The sequence below is a fragment of the Commensalibacter sp. M0133 genome (assembly GCF_016101485.1).
GTDB classification, from domain to species: domain Bacteria; phylum Pseudomonadota; class Alphaproteobacteria; order Acetobacterales; family Acetobacteraceae; genus Commensalibacter; species Commensalibacter melissae.
Map to the genome: position 1 here is coordinate 139,020 of NZ_JACFQI010000002.1, position 25,944 is coordinate 164,963.

Consider the following 25,944-nt stretch of genomic DNA (forward strand, 5'->3'; position numbering starts at 1 on the left):
TCCAAATTCTAAATCAAATTTGTCTTAACAACGTATTTCAGCATTTCTGCGAAGGTAGTACCAACGGTTTATCAAAAGGCAAAATACGTAAAATCCCACAAAAATATAAAAAGCTAAATTATACGATCCGGTATAACTTAAAGAGGTTCCATACAGTTTTGGAATTATAAATCCACCATAGGCACCAATAGCCCCCATAAAACCAAGAACCGCACCGGTTTCCTTGGCAGCATCCTCATTCATCTGCTCTTCAGATTCAGCTTTTTGTTTTTTAAGGTATTTCTGGTAAAATATTGTGAATATTCCGGGAACTTGGGCAAATACGGATCCATTTCCCAATCCAACAAAAATGAACAGGATCATAAAACTTATCAGGAAGCCGACAAAACTTCTTGATTCTTCCGGGGCTGAGATGAAGAAAACGATACATAAGGAAAAAACAATCATACCCAGGAAACTGATTTGAGTTACCCGTGTCGCTTTGAATTTGTCAGAGGCAATTCCCCCAACAACTCTAAATATGGACCCTAGCAAAGGGCCTAAAAAGGCGTATTTTATTGGATTAACATCAACGAATTCATGCTTTATCAACAGGGGCAATGCTGCTGAAAAACCGATAAAGGATCCAAATGTACCCAGATAAAGCAAACAGGCAACCCAGGTATGTTTACGCTTGAAAATTATTGATTGCTCTGAAAAAGATGCCTTGACCGTGGCAAGGTCATTCATCCCAAACCAGGCAGCGATAACGGTTACCGCAATAAAAGGTACCCAAATATAGGTGATATTCTGTAACCAGACAAGACTCTGCTGACCGTTATGAATACGTGTTTCTGGTCCACCCCCCAAAGCACCAAAGATACTGACGCCAATAACCCACAAGGTAACAAATTGTACAAACGGTACACCAAGATTTCCCAGTCCAGCATTTACCCCCGTGGCAAATCCCTTTCTTGATTTAGGGAAAAAATATCCGATATTTGCCATAGAGGAGCTGAAATTTGCTCCACCAAATCCACACAACAGGGCCAAGATCACCATTGTTGCAAAACTGGTATTTGGATTTTGTATGCATATACCAAAACCAATGGTTGGAATCAAAAGGGTGGCTGTTGAAAAAACCGTCCATCTTCTTCCACCAAAAATGGGAACCATAAAGGCATAGATGATTCTCAGGGTTGCCCCTGACAATGCAGACAATGCCGTTAAAAGCATTAGTTGATTTTGAGTATATTTAAACCCAACTTCTGGTAGATAGACAACAACGACACTCCATAATTGCCATACAACGAAAGCAAGTAAAAGAGCAGGAACGGAAATCCATAAATTCCGTAAAGCAATAACACGTCCTTGCTTTTCCCAAAACTGTTGATTTTCCGGTTCCCATTTTGTTAGTAAATGAGACATTTTTTTTCCTTGGTTGATGAACCAATACGTTTATATCTGTATTGTTTTGATCTTTATTGTATAAGTTAAATAAAACGCATAATTGTTTTAATATTATTTACATCTTCCGCAAGATCGAACCAATTAGTCAAAAGCTTATAGAAATCTGGAATAATGGCTAGGTTGTTTATAGCCATTTGGCTAAGTATAATTAGTCGTTTTCCTACTATTAATATATCATATTCATTTCCATTATTAGAATAATTTCTTGAATTATTAATCCATGAAGAATTTGCATGAATAGAAAACAAAAATATATTCTACCCCTGCTTCTTCTTTTCCCTCTTCAAACAATGGCACAAAAGATTTCAACCTCGAACAATATGGAAAGAGATGATGAAAAATCCGAAAAAATTACTGTAAGGGGACAAAGAAGGGCTGACGGATCAGTTGCGGTAATGAGTACTCCAGACGTTACCTTGGGCCCCTTGGGTTCCTTGAAATCTGAAGACGCACCTTTTTCAATCATGTCAGTTCCTCATGACGTTATTGCCAATCAACAGGCAAGAAACGTTAATGATCTAATGAAATACCTTCCTTCCATACAACTCGAGGCCCGTGGATCTGCAGGCATGGCCAGGCCGCAATCCAGGGGGTTTGAGGGGGACGTAACAGCAAACAGCCGTATTGACGGGCTCAATATGACAACCACCACCCCCTATCCAACGGAAATGTTTGAAAATTTGCAGGTTCTGAACGGGTTGGCCGGGGCTATGTATGGCCCACAAAATCCAGCCGGCATTTTCAGTTACCAGCTCAAACGTCCCACTGACCGTCGTACGGAACATCTTTCAATCAATTACGATTCAATTGGTGCCGTGACGGAATATGCGGATGTGTCTGGTCGAGTCGGTAAAAATGGGTGGTTTGGATATCGTTTAAACCTTCTGCATGATGAAGGCACCGCCTATGTGGAACACAGTCAGTTAAAACGTAATCTGGTCAGTGGTGATTTTGATATTCATCTTTCCTCCAAAACCGTTATTGAGATAGATGCCAGCCATTATACCTATAATGAAAGGGGAACAGCGACGAATTTTTCGTTTGATAATTCCATTCAACTGCCATCCGCACCCAATATGGGCAAGGCCTATCTTGGGCAAAAATATGCCGGCTTTAATACGGAAACAAATACCTTTCTCGGAAAAATCAAACACCAAATCAATAAAAAATGGAGATTTACTGCGGGAGGGCTCTATCAGGATGCCAAACGAGAGATGTTCAACAACAGCAATCGACTCCTAAACAGCAAGGGTGATTATCAACAATCTATTTCGGTAGCCGGTCAGGCAAACGTTTTTCAGGTAGGGAGCAATTTTGCCTATGTGAATGGAGAAGTAAATACAGATTTTGTAAAACATGAACTTGTTTTGGGCACCAATGGATATATGAGGGGTAATTACAATCCCACTCATACTGAAACAATCAATCTTGGAACCAGCAACATACACAATCCTCGTCCATTACCGGGTCATAGACCAAAAGGATGGGGACGTTATCAATCGGCCTTAATCCAGCAACAAGCCCTGATTGCAGGCGATACAATCCATTTTAATCAACAATGGGCCATTATGGGTGTTTTCAGTTGGAGCTGGTTAAGCAATGACAGCTGGAACATGAAGGGAAAGAAAACCGCACACAATTCCCATGATGCGGCATTTAGTCCAACAACAAGCCTGATTTATCATCCTCTTGAAGGTCATACCGCCTATTTCACTTGGGCAAGAAGTCTGCAGGCGGGAGATATTGCCCCAGCGACGGGAGTAATTAATCCAAACCAGATCATGGCTCCCTATCGTAGTGAAGAATATGAAGTGGGCTATAAGGTCAAATTCAACCGCCTGTGGTTAAATGTTGCTGCATTCCGTATGACACGTCCATATGCATTTATCAATCCAACAACCCATATTTTTGCCGTCGCAGGACAACAGCGCAATTATGGGGTTGAATTTCAGGTCGCAGGACAGATATGGGATAGTCTATCTATTCTTGGAGGTGTTACATGGCTTGATGCACAATTGGGAAAAACAGGAAATATTGCCACCTCTCATAAACAAATTGTTGGTGTCCCACCTGTTCAGGCCAACCTGCTGATTGACTACCAATTACCTGTCGCAAAAGATCACATCCTGTATGGTATGGCATTCAACATCAATCTTCACTATACAGATCGTCGGGCTGCCAATAATTACAACACCACTTTTGCCAAGGGGTATTTTACGACAGATGTCGGGATGCGCTACGCCTTCAATGTCTTTAACACCCCACTTGCAGCACGATTTAATGTCAATAATGTAACCAATAAACATTATTGGATGTCTGTATATCCATCCTCAATTAACGGAGGCACCGCAAATAACAGTGCTTATGCTGGATTACCCAGAACATATCAATTTTCATTGGCAGTTGATTTCTAATATTTAATTCAAATATATGTTAAAATAATCTTATCATAATATTTACGAACAATTATCAAATAATGAAAATCACGCGGTATTTTAACAAGCTTTCAACCAAACTGCTTACCTGTACTATCGCATGGGTTGTATGTGCCATATTCTTTACGGGATATGCACTCGCCCTGCTTTGGCAGCTTGAAAATGCTGGAATTGCCATCAATTATACAGGCAGTTTGCGCATGCGTGTCTATTACATGATGTTACTTTCTAATCAAAACGATTATGTAAACCTGCAGCATGAACAAACGAAATTTATTACAATCCTTAATAAATTAAAAAAATACGATAATAATACCTTAATTTTTTCAAATAATAAAAAAATAAACCTGCAAATAAAATATATTGAAAAAACCTATAATAACCAGATATTGCCGCTTATAAACCAGTCCTCTGGATATCACAGATTAACTGACAAAAATTATTATCATCTCAACACATTCGTAGAAGACATTGATCTTTTAGTCAAACTGATCGAAAATCAAAATACGCAAGACATCATTTGGCTTCGATACATAATCACAACAATTATCCTGATGATACTGATAACTGCCTTTTCGAGCATATCCCTGTTATATAAATCAGTCATCAATCCGTTGAAACATCTTGAATCAAGTATCAAAGCCCTAAGTCAGGGTAATCTATCCAGACGTATTCCTGTAAATGGCAATAGTGAATTTGATATTGTCTCCTCCGGTTTTAACCAGATGGCACATAATTTGCAGGACTTATACAATAACCTTGAACATAAAGTTTCGGATAAAACACTTGCATTAAAGAAAAAGAATCATGAATTAACTATTCTTTATGACATGATCACCTTTTTACATACCTGCCTGACTCCCAATATGGCAACCGAGAGATTCCTTGAAAAAATTATTGATTTAAGTCAAGCGGATGCCGGATTTATCGGCTTTCTTAACGAAGAGAAAGACGCCATGAATTTTATTTGTAGCCAAGGTTTTCCAGCACAATTAAACACCATTGAACAATGTTATTTTTCTGCCAACTGTTTTTTTGATATTTCTTCCCTGCCCAAAAATTCCTATCCTATTTGCGTCAAAACTGATCAGCAGGAAAACTGTCTTATACCCTCGTGCGTTAAAAAATTATTTAGTCATTTTATCATTTTTCCTATTTGGCATAATAAAAATGAAATAGGGTTAATGGTTCTATATTTTAAAAAAAGGGAATCTACTTTTTCTCCAGAAACCTACCACTTGATTGAAACATTGACCTGTCAACTTGGTGTATCCATTGAAAATTACCAATTAACCGCCAAAGAAAAACAGCTTGCCATTATGGAGGAACGCAACTTAATTGCACAGGGATTGCATGATAGCATAGCCCAAGCATTGTCCTTTCTTAACTTGCAAGCTCAAATGCTTGAAAAGGCAATCAATAAGAATGACCTTGACAAAGCCAAGCAAAATCTGGATTTTATTCAGCGTGGCGTGCAAGAATCCTATGACGATGTTCGTGAACTGTTAATGAATTTTCGAACCAAGATTGGCAAGGAAGATTTTGAGACTGTTGTTAAGAAAGTCGTGAACCGTTTCAAAGCCCAGACAAAAATACCTGTAAAATTAATTAATCTGCAAAAATTTTTATTTATTACAAAACAACAGCAATTACAGATCATTTTTATTCTTCAAGAAGCTTTATCCAATATTCGTAAACATTCAAAATGCAAGCTTGCAACAATTGAATTTAGTTATAATAATTCTTTCATGATGCGTATTCATGATGATGGTGTCGGATTTGACCTTAATACCTTGCAAAAAAAACAACAGAACCATATCGGTTTATCAATTATCCAAGAGAGGGCAGAAAATATTTCCGGAAAAATAAACATTACCTCAACACCTAATCATGGTACAACCTTGGAACTGACTATTCCGATAAACTTATAGAACGGTAGTATAAAGAAAATGCAAACAAAAATTAAAATTCTGCTTATTGACGATCATTCTTTATTTCGTTCAGGATTGAAATTTCTTCTTAACAATCAGGAAGATATAGAGGTTATTGGAGAGGCGCAAAATGGATCAGAAGGTATAAAACTGGCCCAGAAACTTAACCCTGATATCATCCTCCTTGATCTGGATATGCCAAGAATGGGTGGAAAAGAAACGCTCCAAAACCTTTTAAATATTAATCCAGACCTTAATGTCCTAATTTTAACTGTTTCTGAAGATAATGATGACCTTATTCAATGTATGACACTTGGAGCAAAAGGCTATCTTTTGAAAAATATCAATACCGATTTCCTATTGGACAGTATTCACAAAGTTTATGAAGGAAATAATATTCTCTCCCCAGCCATGATATCAACCCTTATCGATCAATTCCGACCCAATGAAAAGGAAAAGGACGAAGATCTCTATGATTCTTTAACACCAAGGGAAAAAGAAATATTGGCTTGGCTGACCAAGGGAATAAGTAATAAAGAAATTGCCCGTTTTTTGAGCGTGTCAGAAAGTACAATCAAATTACATGTTCAGAACATATTACGAAAACTTAATTTACACAGCAGGGTTCAGGCAGCAATTTATGCCCTAGAACATGGTTTTGACAAAACACCCTAGTTCCTCAAACAACCACACACGTTACAATGCGGATTGCGATCACATTCCAGCATATGAAAAGAAAAATTCAAAGCATTATAATGCAGTATCCTGCCTGTAAGAGCTTGACCCATCCTGGATATTACCTTCAAAGCCTCTGAAGCCTGCATAGCTCCCATTGTATTGACCAATGGGGCGTAAACACCGGTAAATGAACAACGGTCCTGTTCTGTTTCCGCTCCATCAAATAGACAGGCGTAACATGGTGATCGATCATTATTTGAGTCAAATACACTTAATTGCCCTTCAAACCGTATGGCCGAGGCATAAATTAAAGGTATTTTACTAGAATATGCAACCCGCCCGATCATTTGTCGGGTTTTTAAATTGTCACTACAATCCAAAATCACATCATAATCATGAATTAATGAAGATAATTCATCCTCGGATAAACGGTAAGGCACAGTATCAACAGTAATATCCGGATTTTGTCTATGAATGAAATCAGCCATTACATGATTTTTGAATTTACCAATATCATCAGGTGTATAGTATGTCTGTCGTTGTAAATTGGACAGTTCGATCCTGTCATTATCAACCAGCATTAAACTGCCAATACCCGCAGCAGCAAGAATAGGAATTGCTGCACAACCCAGTCCCCCGCATCCTATAACCATAACACGGCTATCTAAAAACCGTTTTTGTCCATCCAAATCAATTTGCGGCAAAAGGATATGGCGACTGTATCTTACCAATTGATCTTCATGCATTATTTGAAATAACCCAAATAAATAACCATATAATGATAAGCGTCATAAAGAATACTAGCCATAAGACTAGCAACAAAATATTCACAAAGATTAATATAACCTTATTCTTAATATAAATAATACTATACATGTGGATAATATAAATTCTTTTCTTAAAAGAATAATATAATTAAATAAAACAATAATATTAGTATGAATGATAAACTATGAATAAATCAACTATTCTGGCTAGTTTAAAAGTAGTTAATCATATTTGTTTCTCATTACTACTTTTAACTTCAATACATACTTACGCTAAAGATCAAACAAAACAAACATTACTTCCAACAGATTCAAAAATTCAAAATAAAACCGATTCTACATTTACTGATTACTCAAATCTTAATAACCGTTGTACAAAAATTGTCACAGCGGCTGGTAAATATGGAAATACACGATATCCGGATTGGGGTGTCTTCAACAAACACAGCGGTTTTGGACCCGTTGGTAATTATTCTTGGTATGCTTTCGGACAATACGCCCCATACGCACAAGCAAGATGGGCAGAAGACTGGAGCGGATTATGCAATGATCCCCATAAAAATGATGACTGGTTTAACCGACTCAAGTATATTCCCCTGAATGATTCTGGGGATATCTGGCTGAGTTTAAACGGCAATGAGCGGTTTCGTCATGTTTTCGACAGCAAACCATATATGGGATTTGGAGCCAAAACAAATTCCAACCGTTTATTGATTCGTAGCGTTTATGGTGCTGATTTGCATATTGGTTCCCACGTAAGAGCTTATGCCGAACTCATTAATGGTGTTGCTGGTGGCAGCAACACTTTTGGCTATCAAACAGGTTTTCAACGTAAACGACTTGATATGCAGCAAGGTTTTTTAGAAATAAAGGGGAACCTGCTTGGTGCAAAAATGGGAGCAATGGGAGGACGTCAATATTTTGTTGATGCCCCACTCTCCATGACTTCCGCACGGGAACTGACTAATATTCGTTACAGTTGGGATGGATTCCGAGGCTATGCATTCTGGAAAAATTTCAGAGTCGACATTTTTGACTTCTGGCAAACTGACTTTTCCAAAGATCATGTTTTTGGTGCAGGACCCAGTTATAATGCTCGCATGTTTGGTGGTTTGGCCAGTTATGCTCTTCCCAGCTTTAAAGTGCAGAATGTGAATAGCCAATTATATCTTGATGCCTTTTATATTGGTTACCTTTATAACGGTAATGCTGCAGGTCTTCCCACACCAACACCCGGAAAAAACCGTCAAGGCTCTACAAGACGTGATAATATCGGCGGAAGGTTGAACGGAAATATTGGCAATTTCACCATTGATATTACAGGTATATATCAGGGTGGTGAATTCCGTCCCGCAAATTCTGGTAGTAAAACACGTCCAGTCAGAGCCTATGCATTTGATGCGATTTTTGCTTATAACTTTAAAAACGTGCCGGGAAATTTGTCATTGGGCCTGCAAAGCGACTATTTTTCTGGTGGCAACTATCACAAAGATCACGGCGCGGTCAGAAATTTTGCTGTTCCCTATTTTACAACAGCAAACTATCAGGATATGACGCTATATCTGGCAACTTCCAATACAGTCAGTACAGGTCCTTTAATCACTTACAATCCAACAAAAAAAGCACTTGTCAAATTGCACGCACCTGTAATTTGGAGAGCCAATACCAATGATACAATTTACGGTGTCGGATTCAACTATCCTTTGCGTGACAATTATTCTGGTGGATTTGTTGGTGCAATTCCCCAGTTTACTCTCGCTTATGCAATTGCTCCCCATCTTGTTTTAACTGGAGACTTTGGCGGTGTTCTAGCCTCACAATCCATAAAAAAAGCTGGTGGCAATGACAGTGCTTTCCTTATGGAAACACTCGACTTCAGGTTTTAACCTTTTTCATTCTATACTTTACTTATTATTTTGTCGCTTATTTTTAATAATAAGCGACTTTTTTATGTATGGGTCTATGAAGTATCAATATTTCATTTAATTTTTTAACAACGTTAAAATCTCATCAAACTGTTCAAGGGATTTATAAAATATTTTTAAGGACCCACCTTTACCATCAAATTGAATTTTGACATTAAACCCTAATCTGCCACGCAAATCTTTTTCAAGTGACTCTATCTCAGGATCGATTGGCTTTTTTTTCAAGTGTAAATTTTTATTAACCGCTTTGGCATTTTTAACTAGGGCTTCTGTTTGTCTTACAGTTAAGTCATTTTGAATAATTTCTTTTGCCGCTGATACAGGATCGGGATGCATAAGCAAGGCTCTTGCATGTCCCGGAGTTAATATCCCATTTTTCAAATAATTTATAATCTCATCCGGCAATTGCAATAGGCGGATTATATTAGCAATATGTGAACGTGATTTACCCAATGCAGAAGATAACTCATCCTGAGTAAGATTGAACTCATTTAATAATCTTGAAAAACCTTCAGCCTCTTCGATAATATTTAAATCCGTACGCTGTAAATTTTCCACTAATGCGACAGCCATTGCATCTTTGTCAGTAAAAGAGCAGATCCTAACCGGCACCTCATCAATCATGGCCAGTTGGGCAGCACGCCAGCGACGTTCCCCAGCAACAATTTGGTATTGACCCTTTTGGGTATCTTTTTCCTTAACCAGCAGAGGTTGTAAAATACCATGTTGTCTGATTGAGTCCGCCAACTCTTGTAAAGCTTCAGGCTGCATAATTTGTCGAGGTTGAAAAGGACCAGGCTCAATTATGTCAATAGGTAAAATCTGCATTTTCAAATCTGAAATCCCAAGATCGGATCCGATATCTTTCTGATTATCCTCATCTTTAACCGACTCCCCTAATAAAGCGGCAAGTCCTCTTCCCAAACGAATTTTACCCTGATCCCTTTTCTTACCCTTCATATTTCCTACCCTCAAATTAAGCAAATCGACGATTCAATTCCTTAGCCAAGTTTATATAGGCTTGTGCTCCAGTTGATTTAGGATCATACACCATTATTGGCTTTCCATAACTTTGTGCCTCTGAAATACGGATATTGCGTGGAATAACTGTTTTACAGACCTTATCCCCAAAAAAATTCCTGGTATCTTCAGCAACAAGCTCTGAAAGTCTGTTGCGTTTGTCATACATCGTTAAAACAATTGCCTTTATATCCAGATCAGGATTTACCTTTTTCTGCAAATGTGTAACCGTTTTAACCAGATGACTTATTCCTTCAAGTGCCAGAAATTCACATTGCAACGGAACAATAACACCAGTAGCAGCCGCCAAGGCATTTACCGTTAACAGTCCAAGGCTTGGAGGACAGTCAATCAAAATATAATCATATATACCTATAAATTGCTTAATTGCTTCCTTGAGCCGAAATTCACGTTTTTCAATATCAATCAACTCAAGCTCTGCAGCCGCAAGGTTGCCATCAGCTGTAATCAACGATAATCCTGGAATCATGGACTCCTTGATCATTCCATCAACCACTTTGCCATTAATTAATAAATGATAGGTTCCTTTATCACGATCGCCATATTCAATTCCCAATGCAGTTGAACTATTTCCTTGAGAATCAAGATCAATTAATAGAACCTTCTTTTTTTCAGCGAATGCGGTGGCAAGATTAATTGCTGTCGTTGTTTTACCCACCCCACCTTTTTGGTTTGCAATTGCCAAAATATAAGTCTTTTTTGATTTTGTCTTTTTAAGCGCCATTTTATTCAACACGTTCAAATTGATTAATCTTAACTATTACCCCATCGGCATTCGTTTGACTGGAAAAGGTTTTATAATTTATTTTCCAATTCTTTTGTGCCTCTTCAATTTCCAGATTAACAGACCGGCCTTTCAAAAATAAACAATAACCATTTTTATTTAAAATATTTTTTGAAAATTTCAAAAGCTGAGTCAATGAAGTCAATGCCCTTGCCGTCACAACATCTGCACTGATAGCATTCACATTTTCAATCCTTTGGCAAAGCACAGTTGCTTGTGTTTTAGTCTGTCGCAGAACTTCCCTTAAAAAAATTGTCTTTCTCATATCAGATTCAATCAATATTACAGGAATATCTGTTGACAATGCCAAGATCAGACCGGGAAATCCTCCACCTGATCCAAGATCAGCAATAGATTTTACAGATGAATCAAGATACCGAATCAATTGAAAGCTGTCATATACATGACGTTTCCAGACCTGATCCATACCCTGTTGCGATACCAAATTTATTTTTTTGTTCCATTGCTGAAGTAAAGAGATATAAATTTCCAGTTTCTCTATTGTTTCACGTGAAACACTCTTTAAAAACGGATAATTTTTTATATAACCGTCAAGATTCACAACAATTATCCTTTTCCCCTTTTTGCGGGGTTCGAATATATGCCAATATAGCCATCAATGCAGAGGGTGTTACCCCCGGTATCCTTTGGGCAGCACCAAAAGAAACAGGGCGAACCGCTTCTAGACGTTCCTGCATTTCACGACTTAATCCGCCAATTTTCCTATAATCAAGATCCAATGGCAAATTGATTCTGGACTCCTGGTCAAGCTGCCTGATTTCCCTGGCCTGTCTAACAAGGTAACCTTCATAACGGGCCTCGGTACGAATATATTGTTGAACTCTTGATGTTAATTGATGAAACCAAGGAGCGACTTTCTCAATTACCTCCTCAGAAGGGCATAATGATAAAATTTCAAATAATGACCGCCAGCGTCCATCAAACGAAATCTGCATTCCATAACCATTCAGGGTTTTAGGCAGGTATTTCTCTCCCTTCGCTCTCTGAACAGAATTTTTGATATGATCTATATCCTGAAGATATAAAGCCAATCGTTCAGCCCCCAAACACCCCAACTGTTCAGCCAAAGGAGTTAACCGTATATCTGCATTATCTGCCCGTAAAGTCAAGCGATATTCTGCCCGTGAGGTAAACATACGATAAGGTTCAGTCACCCCTTGCGTTGTCAGGTCATCTATCATGACACCAATATAACCCTGGCTACGATCAATTATAATTTTTTCTGATCCAGAAGCATGATTTGCGGCATTAATTCCAGCCAACAAACCCTGAGCTGCGGCTTCCTCATACCCTGTTGTACCATTGATTTGTCCGGCAAGAAACAATCCGGAAAAATTTGGCAATTCCAAGGTCGGATTCAAGGATCTCGGATCAATATAATCATATTCCACGGCATAACCTGGCCTGACAATCACGGCATTTTCCAGACCTGGAATTGAATGAACCATTCGTTCCTGAACATCTTCTGCAAGACTGGTTGATATTCCATTCGGATAAACCAAATCCCCACCTTCATGTCCAGGCAATGCTTCAGGCTCAATAAAAATCTGATGACGCTCCCGATCAGCAAAACGGACAATTTTATCCTCGATTGACGGACAGTAACGAGGTCCTTTTCCAGTAATTGCACCCCCATAGACTGCAGAAGTATGAATATTATCCCTTATTATCCGATGTGTTTCAGGAGTGGTTGCAGTTATCCGGCAGGAAACAAATTCATTAAAAGCGTTATCAGTCAATCGGCTAAAAAACTCAGGAGATTTATCCCCCTTATCTTCTGTCAACCGCTCCATATCGATGCTTGATCGCAACAGCCTTGGAGGGGTTCCTGTTTTTAAGCGACCCATACGCAGTCCCATCGCTTCCAATCGGTTTCCCAATATTGTGGCAGGTTTATCTCCAACTCTTCCGGCTGGCTGACTTTTATTGCCAACATGGATAACTCCGCGCAAAAAAGTTCCCGTCGTTAAGACAACCGCTCCTGACAGAAATTCACGACCATCCTCGCAAATAACACCACATATTTTATTGCCAATATCGACATTGAGATCAGCAACCGCACCCTCCATAATAGTCAGGTTGCTTAATTCTTTTAAAAATTGTTGAACCGCATTACGATATAACATCCGATCAGCTTGAGCCCTAGGTCCATGTACTGCTGGACCTTTGGAACGATTAAGCAGCTTGAAATGAATACCCGCCCGATCCGCTGCTTTTGACATGATACCATCAAAAGCATCAATCTCCCGAACAAGATGCCCTTTGCCTATTCCACCAATTGCCGGATTACATGACATGATCCCAATCGTGTTAAGAGAATGGGTCAGCAATAAAGTTCTTGCCCCCATCCGAGCAGAAGCTGCAGCCGCTTCACTTCCAGCATGTCCTCCACCAACGACAATTACATCGTATTTTACATTTATCATTAATCTTTTCTCAACTCGACCTTACTTACCGATACAAAATTGACCAAATATGGTATCCAACAGATCCTCCACACCTACAGCACCAGTTAGTCTACCCAAACTCTGCATAGCTAACCGCAATTCTTCACCACGCAATTCAGCCCATTCCATTTCTTGAGCTTTTTGCAAATGTTGAACACATTCTGTTATACCTAATCGATGTCTTACCCGTGTTAAAGGGGGTGGCCCCTGACGGGATATTAATTCTTTGGTTTTCTGAACCAATAAACTTTTGAATTTATCCATCCCCTCACCCGATTTGACGCTGATTAACACGGTTTTATCTGACTGACTTAATAATGTTTCACGTGAAACATTTAAATCAATTTTTGTTCGAACCAATAGATCACAAGATAATTCAGGGCAATCATTTTTATCCGCAGCATCCATCAAACACATTACATAATCTGCATTTTGAGCGATCTTGTAGGCTCGCTTTATCCCCTCTTTTTCAATTTCATCTTCTGTTTCACGTAACCCTGCGGTATCCACCAAGGTTACAGGAACATCACCCAATACTACCCTGACCTCAATAACATCTCGTGTTGTTCCAGCCTGTTCGGTCACAATCGCCGCATCACGGTCAGCCAAATAATTCAATAAACTAGATTTTCCAGCATTTGGTGGCCCCACAATTGCAAAGGTCAGTCCTTTTCTCAAACGTTCCCCTCGTCCTTGATCATTCAGATGGTCAATCATTTCAGAATGCAAATCAACGATTATCCTCTTCACATTCTCCTCAATCTCTTGCGGCAAATCCTCATCCGGGAAATCAATTAATGCCTCTTGAAATGCCAACACTTCGCGCAATTGTTTTGCCCAACCATGATAAAGGTCACTTAATCCACCTTCCGTTTGTTCCAAAGCCTGTTTTCTTTGCGCCTGCGTTTCCGCCTCAACAAGATCGGCAATACCTTCCGCCTGTAATAAATCAATTCGGCCATTCAAAAACGCTCGCTTGGTGAATTCACCTGCCTGGGCAGGAATGGCACCATAAGAAACCAATACCTCCGCAACAGCATCAACCACAGCAGGACCTGCATGCAAGTGCAGTTCTGCACTATCTTCACCCGTATAACTGTTAGGGCCCGGGAACCACAGCAGCAAAGCCTCATCCAGTAATTCTTTCTGACCCTCCTGAATTTTCCATAATTTACGAACCGACGCCAAACGTGGTTGCGGCACTTGATGACACATTCTGTGTAAAATAGAATAAGTTAAAGGCCCACTCAAACGCATGATCGCAACAGCACCCCTGCCCATTGCAGTTGCCAAGGCAAAAATTGTCGTATTTGAATTTAATGAAATATTTTCCATACAATATTAACTTATCTACTTAAGATATATATTTTTTATATGGTCGTAACATAAAAAAATCTTTTAATACATACGAAAAGATAAATTCATTCATATAAAATCAATTTTCTTCAAATCAATAAACTAAATATTACTACACATATCATTGTACGCTACCTATAATAATTATAATTATGCAACTAAATTGAAGGGATATAATATGCGTGACCTAACAGATAATGAAATTAACAATGTATCAGGTGCCGCTTCTTTTACCGCAATTGGTTCGTTAATTGGTTCTCGAATTGGTAATGGACTAAATCAGCTGAGTAAAAATATCTCTGGAAAAGAGCCAGAGAAATCATATATAACAGGTGCAATAAATATAGGTTATGGAATCGGTGAATTTCTGGATAATCTTAATAATCGATCTGTTTGGGGGGATGCATGGAATAACACTCAAACAGGTATCACTCAACTTATTAATGCAGCCGTGACGAATAGTCTTAATGATCTGAAGATTTTACTTCCCGCTTAAATTTTAGAGACAATCCCCAATAGAATAAATTGATAAATAAAATAAATTATCTTAATTTTGTAAATTGCTACATTTACAGAAATAAATTTCAGATTTTTATAACACCATGGGTTTTATATCTTTTCATTCTCCAGTCGGTGATCTTAGTATCGCTGAAAATGATAATCTTATCGTCTCAATTGATTGGGGCTGGGGTAGTCTTGAAGAAAAAACACCCTTATTGGAGGAGGCAAAAAACCAGATTGACGCGTATTTCAATGGTAAACTAAAAAAATTTGATTTACCCATTCTATCGCCTGGAACAGCCTATCAACAACAAGTCTGGGAATTTTTGCAAACTATTCCCTTTGGTACGACAAAATCCTATTCCGAACTCGCCAAAATAATAGGAGGAAGTGCCCGTTCCATTGGAAATGCAAACGCCGCAAATCCAATTCCCATTATCATTCCATGTCATCGTGTCATTGGTAAACGAACTTTAGGTGGATATTCTGGAGGGGAAGGGATTAAAACCAAAGAATATTTATTGAATATTGAAAAATTATTTAACACACCTTAATCAATATCTCTATAATTCAGGAAATAGAATAAATACATAGGATTTATTCTATTTCCTAATGTTCAATACTTTTTACGATCAAGTATTCATAGCATCAAAAAAATCTTGATTGTTTTTGCTGTATTTCAACTTATCAAGCAAGAAATCCATTGCATCCATCGTTCCCATTGGCGCCAAGATACGACGAAGCACCCAAATTTTTGACAAGCTCGAACGATCCACCAATAGCTCCTCCTTACGGGTACCGCTTTTAGTAATATCAATCGCAGGAAAGGTTCGTTTATCAGCAAGCTTACGATCAAGAACAAGTTCAGCGTTACCGGTTCCCTTAAATTCCTCAAAAATAACCTCATCCATACGACTACCCGTATCGATCAGTGCCGTTGCGATAATGGTTAAGGAACCACCCTCTTCAACATTACGCGCTGCACCAAAGAAACGTTTTGGACGTTGCAACGCATTGGCATCCACACCGCCAGTCAGAACTTTACCTGATGAAGGAACAACAGTATTGTAAGCCCGAGCCAATCGCGTAATGGAATCAAGCAAAATCACAACATCGCGTTTATGTTCAACCAGTCTTTTTGCTTTCTCCAAAACCATTTCCGTAACCTGAACATGACGATGCGCAGGTTCGTCAAAGGTTGAGGAAACAACCTCACCTTTGACTGAACGAATCATATCCGTAACCTCTTCCGGACGTTCATCAATCAGAAGAACAATTAAGACAACCTCGGGATGATTGGTTGAAATTGCTGTTGCTATATTCTGCAACATCACGGTTTTACCCGTTCTCGGCGGTGCAACGATAAGCGCACGCTGCCCCTTACCAATGGGTGTTACCAAATCAATAACTCTGGGTGTAAAATCCTTATTTGGATTCTTGCTTTCCATTAATGATGGAATTTCCATCTGTAACCGTTCATTTGGAAATAGGGGGGTCAAATCATCAAAATTGATACGATGACGAACCGCTTCCGGATCCTGATAATTGATTGTATCAACTTTCAGCAAGGAAAAATAACGCTCCCCATCTTTTGGAGCGCGTATTTCACCAGAAACAGTATCCCCTGTCCGCAAACTAAAACGGCGTAACTGTGCGGGAGAAACATAAATATCATCCGGTCCTGGCAGATAATTGGATTCAGAGGAACGTAAATATCCAAAACCATCTGGTAGAATTTCCAGAGTTCCCTCTCCATAAATAGCTTGATTGTTCTCAGCAAGCTTTTTAAGGATGGCAAACATCATATCTTGTTTACGGAGTGAGGACGCGTTTTCAATCTGCAAACTTTCTGCATAATTGAGCAGTTCTGCTGGAGATTGCGCCTTGAGTTCGGCAAGTTGCATAGATGGAGGCTCTATATAATAGAAAATTAAATCATATAAATAAGGAAAGGAAATATGGCGATCAAATACTTAAACATTTACCAAATTGTATATTGATCCTTTATTCATACATTTCAAAACAAAAACGTAAAAATAAAATACACATTTCATACGAAGGAAATTTTGATATATATATATCAAATATAAGATTGGATTTATAGATAAAAAGATCAAAAACGTCAAGAACTTTAATTTTTAAATAAAATTGAAAAATAACTATTTTTTTTTCAAAAAGCCATTTAAGTTACAATTCCATTTATTTGCTGTAAAATCCAGAATCATTTAAACTCAACCAAACGATAATTTTGTTGATTTTTTATTTCAATCAAGTTTTTAGGAGAGAAACGTGGGGTCCCAAACTAGTTCATCCTTTAATAGTTTAAGACAGGGTCCTGATGAACATGGACATTTTGGAAAATATGGGGGAATGTTTATTGCCGAAACACTTGTCCCTTTAATCCTTGATTTGCAAAAAGCTTATCAATCCATTCAGAAAGATCCTGGATTCCAAAATGAATTGACCTACTATTTAAAAAACTATGTTGGAAGACCCAGCCCATTATGGTTTGCAAAACAATTAACAAACATTGCCAATGGTGCAAAAATCTATCTGAAACGTGAGGATCTCAACCATACGGGAGCCCATAAAATTAACAATGTCATGGGTCAAATCTTGCTGGCCAGACGCATGGGCAAAACACGCATAATCGCTGAAACCGGAGCTGGCCAACATGGCGTTGCAACAGCCACAGTCTGTGCACTATTCAATATGGAATGTGTAATCTATATGGGCAAGGTTGACATTGAACGTCAGAAACCAAATGTTTTCCGCATGGAACTGTTGGGCGCAAAAATCATTCCTGTCACCGCTGGCAATGCCACATTAAAAGACGCCATCAATGAGGGGTTAAGAGACTGGGTAACAAATGTTCATAACAGCTATTATCTTATGGGTACAGCTGCCGGACCTCATCCTTATCCCATGATGGTCAGAGATTTTCAATGCATTATTGGCAATGAAGCCAAAAAACAGATTTTGGAAGCGGAAGGGAAGTTACCCAATAAAATTATTGCTGCAATAGGCGGCGGATCAAATGCAATTGGTATTTTTCACCCTTTTCTGGATGATCCTACCGTATCCCTAATTGGTGTTGAAGCGGGAGGAAAGGGGCTGGATAGTGGAAAAACCGCAGCCTCTATTGAACGGGGATCATCAGGGGTATTGCATGGTAACCGTACGTATCTGTTACAAGATGATGATGGTCAAATTACTGAACCTTACAGTATCAGTGCCGGACTGGATTATCCCGGAGTGGGTCCTGAACATTCCTGGTTACACGATCTGAAACGAGTGGAATATGTTGCCATCAATGATGATGAAGCAGTTGACGCATTTCAGAAATGCACAACCAAAGAGGGAATCATCCCGGCCCTAGAAAGCTCTCACGCTCTTGCTCATGCATTGAAAATTGCTCCTGCCATGAAGTCAGAAGATATCATCATTGTCAATCTATCGGGTCGAGGCGATAAGGATATTGATAATATCGCAAATTATTTAGGAGTAAAATTATGAGCCGTATTGCCACCTGTTTCAAAACTGTTAGACAAAAAAAACGTGGAGCTTTTATCCCTTATATAGAATCTGGTGACCCTGATTACCAAACCGCCTTAAATATTCTAAAGGCCATGCCACATGCAGGCGCGGATCTGATTGAAATTGGCATCCCCTTTAGTGATCCCATGGCAGATGGCCCAACAGTTCAGGCAGCTGCCAACCGTTCGTTAAAAGCCGGAACCAATATGCAAAAAACATTGCAAATGGTTCGGGATTTTCGTCAGGACAACCAAACAACCCCTATCATTTTAATGGGATATGTTAATCCAATCGAACATTATGGATACGAACGTTTTTGTCAGGATGCCGAACAGGCTGGTGTTGACGGTCTAATCATTGTTGATATGCCTCATGAGGAATTAGGCTGTATTCTACCATATGCAGGAAAACATCATCTTGATGTTATTCGGCTGGTAACCCCGGTCACTCCCAAAAACCGTTTGGAAAAAATTCTTAAAGATGCCAGTGGTTTTATCTATTATGTCAGTATTACGGGAGTGACAGGCACCAAAACCGCGTCCCAGAAAGATCTGGAAAAAACCATTCCCATCATTCGTTCCGTTTCCGACCTCCCTATCGCAATCGGGTTTGGAATTTCAACAGCTGAACATGTTCAAAACGCTATAAAACATGCAGATGCTGCCGTTGTTGCCTCAGCTTTATTAAAAACACTGGAATCAACCTTAAATCAGGACTATCATTCTACTGATACAACCATTGAAAAAGTTATCCAGCATGTTGCGCTCCTGTCAGCGAATACCCTGTAAAACAGGTTTATAAATTAATCATCATCAATGAAAGATCAGTTATGAGTTGGCTTACGGAATATGTACGTCCCAGAATTCAAGGATTTTTAAAAAAAGATATACCTGATAATCTGTGGACCAATTGCGATGCCTGTGACCAAATGCTGTTAATCAAGGATTTACAAAAAAACATGAATATCTGTCCACATTGTGGACATCATATGCGTGCATCTGTGAAACAGCGTTTGGAATGGACTTTTGACCAGGATTCCTATACTTGCATAGAGCTCCCCAAAATGCCTGTAGACCCCTTAAATTTCAGGGATAAAAAACGTTATACCGATCGACTAAAGGAAAACCGCACAAAATCACAACTTGAAGAATCAATTGCCGTCGCACATGGTACCATTCTGGAACAAAAAGCAGTGGTGGCCGTTATGGCCTTTGAATTTATGGCAGGCACAATGGGAGCCGCCTTTGGTGAGGGTTTCCTTGCGGCAACCCGTCTTGCCCTTTTACAACAATCCCCTTTAATCATATTTACCGCATCAGGGGGGGCCAGAATGCAAGAGGGAATGATTAGCCTTATGCAGATGCCCCGTACCGTCATCGCTGTAGAAATGCTGAAAGAGGCCAAAATTCCCTATATCGTCGTCTTTACCAATCCAACAACAGGCGGGGTGACTGCTTCCTTTGCAATGTTGGGGGATATCCACATCGCAGAACCCAATGCATTAATCGGATTTGCAGGTCCACGTGTTATTGAAAATACTGTTCATGAAAAATTGCCAGAAGGATTTCAACGGTCAGAATATCTTCTTGATCACGGCATGATTGACATGGTTGTTAAAAGAACAGATATGCGAGAAACGCTTGCCAATCTCATCAGCCTGTTATGTAACACAAATACACAAACATCCTAGCTTTTATGAATTCTCCTGTTTTAACCGAATTTACTGGACGCTCAGGTCAAATACTCGAGCGACTTAACAAACTATATCCCTCTTTGATTGATCTATCCCTCAATCGATTGAAACGGTTGCTAAACGATCTGGAAAATCCAGAGCGGCATCTTCCCCCAACAATTCATGTGGCCGGTACGAATGGAAAAGGCAGCACCTGTTCCTTTTTGCGTGCCATAGGCGAAAAAGCGGGATGGAATGTTCATGTTTCAACTTCACCCCATCTGATCAATGTCACAGAACGTTTTCGAATTTCAGGCCATCTGATTGATGAAGCAGAATTATCAGATACCTTGTCCTACATTGAAAAAGTTAATAATCAACAACCCATCACGGTTTTTGAAGTTCTAACAGCCGCCACTTTTTGTCTATTCGCGAAATATCCAGCTGATCTGGCAATTATTGAAGTAGGATTGGGTGGGCGCTTTGATGCAACAAATGTCATATATCCCATTGCCAGCACCATCACCTCCATCTCAATGGATCATGAAGCTTTTCTTGGCAACAGTCTTGTAAAAATTGCTAGGGAAAAATCTGGAATCATCAAAAAATCCATACCTGTTATAACTTATAATCAATCCCCAGAAGTATTGAACATTTTACAGGAAGAAGCTCAAGCCAAGAATGCCCCACTATTTATCCAGGGGAAAAACTGGACTATTGAAAAACAAAGGGATTATCTAGTTTATAATGATTCCAAGGGAACGCTTCAATTACCTCTACCCAGTCTAATGGGATTTCATCAGGTTAATAATGCAGGTTTGGCGATTGCCACTTTACGTGCAACCCAACTTGCCGTGCCAGAATATGCATGGCAAGGTACTGCAGAGGCACAATGGCCGGCACGTTTGCAACGCTTACAAGGAACATTGACCAGGTATATCACTCCAGAAACAGAGTTATGGCTGGATGGAGGACATAATGCCGATGCCGGGCAAATCCTTGCCCGATTTATAAAGTCTAAATGGCAGGACAGGCCCCTTCATCTCATTGTTGGCATGAAAAACAATAAAGATTCCAGTGCATTTCTTGCCCCTCTTATCCCGTTATGCACCTCTATACAGGCTGTGGTTGAACCTGATCAACATATGGCCATGTCCATTGATAATATTATCCAGGCTTCTAAAAATCATGCCATTAGCGGTGGAACGATTAAGAATGCTTTAATTCATCTTCAACAAACAGAAAAAAAACCTTACAGAGTCCTTATTTGTGGAAGTCTTTACTTAGCAGGAAGTGTTTTACGTCAAGATGGATGGAAACCTGTTTAAGGTTTATTTATATAACTATTTATAATTAAACTTTTATTTTCTTTTAAATATATGATTTTTACTTTTAGTACAACTATACTTTACCAGAAATAGCCCAAATAGGGCCATTTCTTGCTTGATATTTCATATCTCCTGAAACCATATTAAAAAAATAAAATTAAATAAATAAAATATTCTTTCAGGAGATTACTAATGAACACCCAGCCTACAACCTATGATCTTTTAATTGTTGGTGGTGGCGTCAATGGAACAGGTATTGCTCGCGATGCAGCAGGACGAGGATTAAAAGTTTTACTCGTTGAGAAAGATGATCTGGCAAGCCATACTTCTTCTGCAAGCACAAAACTAATTCATGGCGGATTGCGTTATCTTGAATATTATGAATTTCGCCTGGTTCGGGAGGCCTTACAGGAACGTGAACGTCTTCTTAACCTGGCCTCTCATATTATACGTCCTCTTGAATTTGTTCTTCCTCATCGAAATTCCATTCGACCAGCCTGGATGATTCGAATCGGATTATTTTTATATGATCATTTGGCAAGCCACCCAAAATTGCCTAACTCCAAATTAATCTCATTACAAACCTCTCCATATGGACAACCTTTACGAAATGACATCAAAAAAGGCTTCACCTATGCAGATTGCGCCGTTGATGATAGCCGCCTTGTTGTATTAAATGCAAAAGGGGCCTCTATGCTGGGTGCCAACATTCGTACTCAAACAAAATTTGTGGATGCCAAACGCTCAACAAATGAATGGAGTGCAACAATCCAAGATAATAAAACCCAGAAAAAAACAACCATAACAGCAAAAGTAATTGTGAACGCAGCCGGACCATGGGTTGCAGAACTTTTACAAGACAAACTGCATGTTCAAAGTAAAATGAATGTTCGGCTTGTCAAGGGCAGTCATATTGTTGTCAAAAAACTTTATGAAGGTCCTCAAGCCTATATTCTACAAAATGATGACAAACGGATTGTATTTGCCATTCCCTACCACGAAGAATTCACATTGATTGGCACAACAGATATTTCCTGGGATCAATCTCCAGATATTTTACCTGGGATTGATGAAAATGAAACCGAATATCTATGTAAATCGGTGAACGATTATTTCAATAAGAACATTGCTCCAAAAGATGTAATCTGGAATTATTCTGGCGTTCGTCCACTGTATGACGATGCCTCCAGCAATGCTTCAGCAGTAACCAGAGATTATCACCTCGATTTGAATGAGGAAAACAGTCAGGCACCTTTACTCTCAATCTTTGGCGGGAAAATTACAACCTATCGCCGCCTTGCAGAACATAGCATGGAAAAACTAGCCAAGTTTTTCAAATATACCCGCCAAAATTGGACGGACAAAGAACCTTTGCCAGGTGGAAATATTACCGATGGCAATTTTGATTTATTTTATAAAGATTTTCGCAATACTGTTTCCTTCCTTGATGAAATCACTGCCAAACGCATTGCACACAGTTATGGAACAGATGCCATAAACATTATTCACAATGCCAAAAGCAAGACGGATATGGGTATTGATTTTGGCCATGGTTTGACACAACATGAAGTTGATTACCTTGTCGAAAAGGAATGGGCCATGACTGTAGAAGACATTTTATGGAGAAGAACAAAACTGGGATTATATTTCACCCAAGAAGAGCAAGGAAAACTGGCTCAATATTTGCAAAAGTCTCAATAACCTCCCCCCAGAAAGTCAATAACATATGCAAAATACAAAAAATCTCATAGGAGAGCTCATTTCTGAAGCGATTGCAGTTACAATTATCATATTTATTGGTTGTTCAGCAGCAGCAATGCTTCTTATGTATGATCCAAGTCCTTATCAAAATGCCTATTGGGGTGTTGCGATTTCCTGGGGATTAAGTGTAACTTTCGCGATCTATGTTACTGGCAGCATAAGTGGCACCCATGCCAATCCTGCTGTAACACTAGCCCTTGCCTTATTCCGGAATTTTTCCTGGAAAAAAGTCCCCGCCTATATAATCGCCCAGGTTTTTGGCGGGATTTGCGGTGCAGTTCTTGTTTATTGCATGTATTATTCAGTTATTGACCATTATAATGTTGTCCATCACCTGACCCGCCCATCGGGCGGTGGGGCCGGTGTTTTTGTCACATCGCCCGGATTAACAGTCACACCTATCCATGCTTTTTTTAACGAAATCCTTTTAACTGCATTTTTGGTTTTCAGTATTTTTGCCATTACTGATGAATACAATACCATTGCCCCACAAGCAAACAGTGGTGCACTGATTATCGGATTTGTAGTTGCTGCTATTGGTGCATCGGCAGGATATCTTGAAGGATGGGCGATCAATCCCGCACGTGATCTTGGTCCTAGAATATTCATCTATTTGGCTGGCTGGGGACCTTCTGCCTTTCCTGGTTTACCCTCTTATTGGTGGGGCCCTATTTTCGGCCCATTCCTAGGCGGTGTCATGGGTGGAGGTGCCTATCAATTATTCATTAAACCCTTTTTATCTCGTACATCATAACCCAATTACAAAGCGGATATAATTTCCATGAATAAAGCTCATTATATTATTGCCCTTGACCAGGGCACAACATCTACACGTTCAATTATCTTCAACACACGGGGCCAAGAAATATCGCTCAGCCGACATGAATTTACCCAGCATTATCCTCAACTTGGATGGGTTGAACACAATCCGGAGGACATCTGGAGTGATACTGTATATACAATTAAAAACGCCATTGCCAAAGCTTCCCTTGAAGGTAAAACCAGTGAAATTGCCGCCATAGGCATTACCAACCAACGTGAAACAGTTGTTATCTGGAACCGTAAGACGGGCAAACCTGTCTACAATGCCATCGTATGGCAGGATCGACGGACAGCAAATTCATGCAGAGCTTTAAAGGAAGAAGGGCTGGAAAAAACAATCTATGAAAAAACAGGCTTACTTCTTGACCCCTACTTCTCCGCGACAAAAATTGCCTGGATATTGGATAACATCCCGAATGTAAGATCTGAAGCAGAACGCGGTGAACTGGCTTTTGGTACAATTGACAGTTTCCTTTTATGGCGTCTAACTGGAGGCAAGGTTCACGCAACAGATGCAACCAATGCCAGTCGAACCCTGCTGTTTAATATACAAACACAATCATGGGATCCAGAACTACTCAAAATCTTTAATATTCCCGCCTCTATTTTACCTGAGGTAAAAGATAACAGTACTTTGTTCGGCACAACAGACCCTGCCTTGTTTGGTAATTCAATTCCCATTATGGGAATGGCGGGGGATCAGCAAGCCGCATTAATCGGTCAAGCCTGTTTTGAACCCGGCATGGTTAAGGCAACCTATGGCACGGGATGCTTTATGCTGTTAAACACAGGGGACAAAATCGTAACCTCCCAAAACCGCATGCTCACAACAACGGCCTATCGCCTAAATGGTAAACCAACCTATGCACTTGAAGGATCCATCTTTGTTGCTGGTGCTGCAATCAAATGGTTAAGGGATGGTATCGGAATCATCACCCATGCCTCACAAACCAATGATATGGCAACCAAGGTTAACGACAACCATGAAGTATATATGGTTCCAGCCTTTGTCGGATTGGGTGCCCCCCATTGGGAACCTGATGTCAAGGCAATCATTACTGGATTAACCTTCAATGCGACAGCTGCCCATATAGCCCGTGCCGCACTAGAATCCATTGCCTATCAGACCTATGATCTTGCCGAGGCAATGAAAAAGGACAGTCTTGAAGAAATCTCATCCATCCGTGTTGATGGCGGAATGTCAGCGAATGACTGGTATTGTCAATTCCTGGCCAGTATTATGAATACAACCGTCGAACGACCCGCTTATATTGAAACAACCGCAATGGGAGCTGCCTATCTTGCTGGTCTTGGGTGCGGTATATGGAACAATATCGAAGATATTACGACCAACTGGTCCGAAGGTAGCACTTTCAAACCGGCAATGGAACAAGCAGAACGGGAAAGAAAACTTAAAGGTTGGCGACTAGCCTTTAAAAAAGCTTTACTGAAAGAATAATTTTTTCTCATGCCTTTATCCTTATAAAGG

The 25,944-nt window shown here is 39.6% G+C and carries 21 protein-coding genes; 13 read left to right on the plus strand and 8 right to left on the minus strand.

What is annotated here, in order from left to right; genetic code table 11:
- Positions 1-24 precede the first annotated feature (24 nt).
- Positions 25-1,407, minus strand: a complete 1,383-nt coding sequence (locus H3T46_RS05555) for a NarK family nitrate/nitrite MFS transporter (RefSeq protein WP_155566074.1) — start codon at positions 1,405-1,407, stop codon at positions 25-27.
- 275 nt (positions 1,408-1,682) lie between these two features.
- Here H3T46_RS05555 and H3T46_RS05560 point away from each other — a divergent pair, with 275 nt between their 5' ends.
- The 3 genes from H3T46_RS05560 to H3T46_RS05570 all read left to right on the plus strand — a co-directional run bounded on the left by H3T46_RS05560 (position 1,683) and on the right by H3T46_RS05570 (position 6,490).
- Positions 1,683-3,863, plus strand: coding sequence for a TonB-dependent siderophore receptor (locus tag H3T46_RS05560; protein WP_198197804.1), 2,181 nt, complete (start codon positions 1,683-1,685; stop codon positions 3,861-3,863).
- A 62-nt stretch (positions 3,864-3,925) separates the two neighbouring features.
- Positions 3,926-5,815: a histidine kinase gene (locus H3T46_RS05565; protein ID WP_198197806.1), complete on the plus strand. Its 1,890-nt coding sequence runs from the start codon at positions 3,926-3,928 to the stop codon at positions 5,813-5,815.
- A gap of 18 nt (positions 5,816-5,833) precedes the next feature.
- Positions 5,834-6,490, plus strand: a complete 657-nt coding sequence (locus tag H3T46_RS05570; protein WP_122124155.1) for a response regulator transcription factor — start codon at positions 5,834-5,836, stop codon at positions 6,488-6,490.
- On the opposite strand, the gene H3T46_RS05575 is transcribed toward H3T46_RS05570, so the two are convergent.
- Positions 6,487-7,239 carry a HesA/MoeB/ThiF family protein gene (locus H3T46_RS05575; protein WP_110439153.1) on the minus strand — a complete coding sequence of 251 codons (753 nt, stop codon included), beginning with the start codon at positions 7,237-7,239 and terminating at the stop codon, positions 6,487-6,489. The genes H3T46_RS05570 and H3T46_RS05575 overlap by 4 nt on opposite strands.
- A gap of 206 nt (positions 7,240-7,445) precedes the next feature.
- On the opposite strand from H3T46_RS05575, the gene H3T46_RS05580 reads away from it, so the two are divergent.
- Entirely contained in the window at positions 7,446-9,146 is a 1,701-nt protein-coding gene (locus H3T46_RS05580; RefSeq protein ID WP_198197808.1) for an alginate export family protein, read from the plus strand.
- Between the two features lie 96 nt (positions 9,147-9,242).
- On the opposite strand, the gene H3T46_RS05585 is transcribed toward H3T46_RS05580, so the two are convergent.
- The 5 genes from H3T46_RS05585 to mnmE are packed head-to-tail and all read right to left on the minus strand — an operon-like array spanning position 9,243 to position 14,813.
- A complete protein-coding gene (locus H3T46_RS05585) occupies positions 9,243-10,145 on the minus strand; it encodes a ParB/RepB/Spo0J family partition protein (protein WP_198197810.1) in 903 nt (300 codons plus the stop codon).
- A gap of 16 nt (positions 10,146-10,161) precedes the next feature.
- Positions 10,162-10,950 (minus strand): ParA family protein, encoded by a 789-nt coding sequence (locus H3T46_RS05590; protein WP_155581001.1) that lies wholly within the window; start codon positions 10,948-10,950, stop codon positions 10,162-10,164.
- Between the two features lies 1 nt (position 10,951).
- Positions 10,952-11,572 (minus strand): 16S rRNA (guanine(527)-N(7))-methyltransferase RsmG, encoded by a 621-nt coding sequence (rsmG, locus tag H3T46_RS05595; protein ID WP_347400766.1) that lies wholly within the window; start codon positions 11,570-11,572, stop codon positions 10,952-10,954.
- Positions 11,562-13,457: a tRNA uridine-5-carboxymethylaminomethyl(34) synthesis enzyme MnmG gene (gene mnmG / locus H3T46_RS05600; protein ID WP_155581002.1), complete on the minus strand. Its 1,896-nt coding sequence runs from the start codon at positions 13,455-13,457 to the stop codon at positions 11,562-11,564. Before mnmG ends, rsmG begins: the two co-directional genes overlap by 11 nt.
- A 21-nt stretch (positions 13,458-13,478) precedes the next feature.
- A complete protein-coding gene (gene mnmE / locus H3T46_RS05605; RefSeq protein ID WP_155567422.1) occupies positions 13,479-14,813 on the minus strand; it encodes a tRNA uridine-5-carboxymethylaminomethyl(34) synthesis GTPase MnmE in 1,335 nt (444 codons plus the stop codon).
- A gap of 199 nt (positions 14,814-15,012) precedes the next feature.
- On the opposite strand from mnmE, the gene H3T46_RS05610 reads away from it, so the two are divergent.
- Together H3T46_RS05610 and H3T46_RS05615 are read left to right on the plus strand one after the other, a co-directional pair.
- The gene (locus H3T46_RS05610) at positions 15,013-15,330 is read left to right on the plus strand and encodes a hypothetical protein (protein ID WP_122124160.1); all 318 of its coding nucleotides are present in this window, start codon (positions 15,013-15,015) and stop codon (positions 15,328-15,330) included.
- Between the two features lie 106 nt (positions 15,331-15,436).
- Positions 15,437-15,889, plus strand: a complete 453-nt coding sequence (locus H3T46_RS05615; protein ID WP_198197812.1) for a methylated-DNA--[protein]-cysteine S-methyltransferase — start codon at positions 15,437-15,439, stop codon at positions 15,887-15,889.
- A gap of 78 nt (positions 15,890-15,967) precedes the next feature.
- Here the strand turns inward: H3T46_RS05615 and rho are convergent, their stop codons facing one another.
- Entirely contained in the window at positions 15,968-17,239 is a 1,272-nt protein-coding gene (rho, locus tag H3T46_RS05620; RefSeq protein WP_155569715.1) for a transcription termination factor Rho, read from the minus strand.
- A 385-nt stretch (positions 17,240-17,624) separates the two neighbouring features.
- Between rho and trpB the strand changes: the two genes are divergently transcribed.
- From trpB to glpK, 7 genes are all read left to right on the plus strand, one after another.
- Positions 17,625-18,851 (plus strand): tryptophan synthase subunit beta, encoded by a 1,227-nt coding sequence (gene trpB, locus H3T46_RS05625; RefSeq protein WP_198197814.1) that lies wholly within the window; start codon positions 17,625-17,627, stop codon positions 18,849-18,851.
- A complete protein-coding gene (gene trpA / locus H3T46_RS05630; protein ID WP_155566083.1) occupies positions 18,848-19,660 on the plus strand; it encodes a tryptophan synthase subunit alpha in 813 nt (270 codons plus the stop codon). Before trpB ends, trpA begins: the two co-directional genes overlap by 4 nt.
- Before the next feature lie 41 nt (positions 19,661-19,701).
- Positions 19,702-20,562: an acetyl-CoA carboxylase, carboxyltransferase subunit beta gene (gene accD / locus H3T46_RS05635; protein WP_122124164.1), complete on the plus strand. Its 861-nt coding sequence runs from the start codon at positions 19,702-19,704 to the stop codon at positions 20,560-20,562.
- A gap of 5 nt (positions 20,563-20,567) precedes the next feature.
- The gene (locus tag H3T46_RS05640) at positions 20,568-21,872 is read left to right on the plus strand and encodes a folylpolyglutamate synthase/dihydrofolate synthase family protein (protein WP_198197816.1); all 1,305 of its coding nucleotides are present in this window, start codon (positions 20,568-20,570) and stop codon (positions 21,870-21,872) included.
- A gap of 192 nt (positions 21,873-22,064) precedes the next feature.
- Positions 22,065-23,573, plus strand: a complete 1,509-nt coding sequence (glpD, locus tag H3T46_RS05645; RefSeq protein ID WP_155572371.1) for a glycerol-3-phosphate dehydrogenase — start codon at positions 22,065-22,067, stop codon at positions 23,571-23,573.
- A gap of 25 nt (positions 23,574-23,598) precedes the next feature.
- On the plus strand, positions 23,599-24,387 hold the full coding sequence (locus tag H3T46_RS05650; RefSeq protein WP_198197818.1) for an MIP/aquaporin family protein: 789 nt from the start codon (positions 23,599-23,601) through the stop codon (positions 24,385-24,387).
- 27 nt (positions 24,388-24,414) lie between these two features.
- Positions 24,415-25,914: a glycerol kinase GlpK gene (gene glpK / locus H3T46_RS05655; protein WP_155566088.1), complete on the plus strand. Its 1,500-nt coding sequence runs from the start codon at positions 24,415-24,417 to the stop codon at positions 25,912-25,914.
- Positions 25,915-25,944 lie beyond the last annotated feature (30 nt).

Coding starts and splice junctions, on each gene's coding strand:
- H3T46_RS05615 (WP_198197812.1), top strand. CDS start 15,437: ATGGGTTTTATATCTTTTCATTCTCCAGTCGGTGATCTTAGTATCGCT.
- H3T46_RS05640 (WP_198197816.1), top strand. CDS start 20,568: ATGAATTCTCCTGTTTTAACCGAATTTACTGGACGCTCAGGTCAAATA.
- H3T46_RS05570 (WP_122124155.1), top strand. CDS start 5,834: ATGCAAACAAAAATTAAAATTCTGCTTATTGACGATCATTCTTTATTT.
- H3T46_RS05580 (WP_198197808.1), top strand. CDS start 7,446: ATGAATAAATCAACTATTCTGGCTAGTTTAAAAGTAGTTAATCATATT.
- H3T46_RS05555 (WP_155566074.1), bottom strand. CDS start 1,407: ATGTCTCATTTACTAACAAAATGGGAACCGGAAAATCAACAGTTTTGG.
- H3T46_RS05590 (WP_155581001.1), bottom strand. CDS start 10,950: ATGGCGCTTAAAAAGACAAAATCAAAAAAGACTTATATTTTGGCAATT.
- mnmG (WP_155581002.1), bottom strand. CDS start 13,457: ATGATAAATGTAAAATACGATGTAATTGTCGTTGGTGGAGGACATGCT.
- H3T46_RS05565 (WP_198197806.1), top strand. CDS start 3,926: ATGAAAATCACGCGGTATTTTAACAAGCTTTCAACCAAACTGCTTACC.
- H3T46_RS05585 (WP_198197810.1), bottom strand. CDS start 10,145: ATGAAGGGTAAGAAAAGGGATCAGGGTAAAATTCGTTTGGGAAGAGGA.
- accD (WP_122124164.1), top strand. CDS start 19,702: ATGAGTTGGCTTACGGAATATGTACGTCCCAGAATTCAAGGATTTTTA.
- trpA (WP_155566083.1), top strand. CDS start 18,848: ATGAGCCGTATTGCCACCTGTTTCAAAACTGTTAGACAAAAAAAACGT.
- H3T46_RS05610 (WP_122124160.1), top strand. CDS start 15,013: ATGCGTGACCTAACAGATAATGAAATTAACAATGTATCAGGTGCCGCT.
- glpD (WP_155572371.1), top strand. CDS start 22,065: ATGAACACCCAGCCTACAACCTATGATCTTTTAATTGTTGGTGGTGGC.
- H3T46_RS05650 (WP_198197818.1), top strand. CDS start 23,599: ATGCAAAATACAAAAAATCTCATAGGAGAGCTCATTTCTGAAGCGATT.
- H3T46_RS05575 (WP_110439153.1), bottom strand. CDS start 7,239: ATGCATGAAGATCAATTGGTAAGATACAGTCGCCATATCCTTTTGCCG.
- glpK (WP_155566088.1), top strand. CDS start 24,415: ATGAATAAAGCTCATTATATTATTGCCCTTGACCAGGGCACAACATCT.
- mnmE (WP_155567422.1), bottom strand. CDS start 14,813: ATGGAAAATATTTCATTAAATTCAAATACGACAATTTTTGCCTTGGCA.
- rho (WP_155569715.1), bottom strand. CDS start 17,239: ATGCAACTTGCCGAACTCAAGGCGCAATCTCCAGCAGAACTGCTCAAT.
- H3T46_RS05560 (WP_198197804.1), top strand. CDS start 1,683: ATGAATAGAAAACAAAAATATATTCTACCCCTGCTTCTTCTTTTCCCT.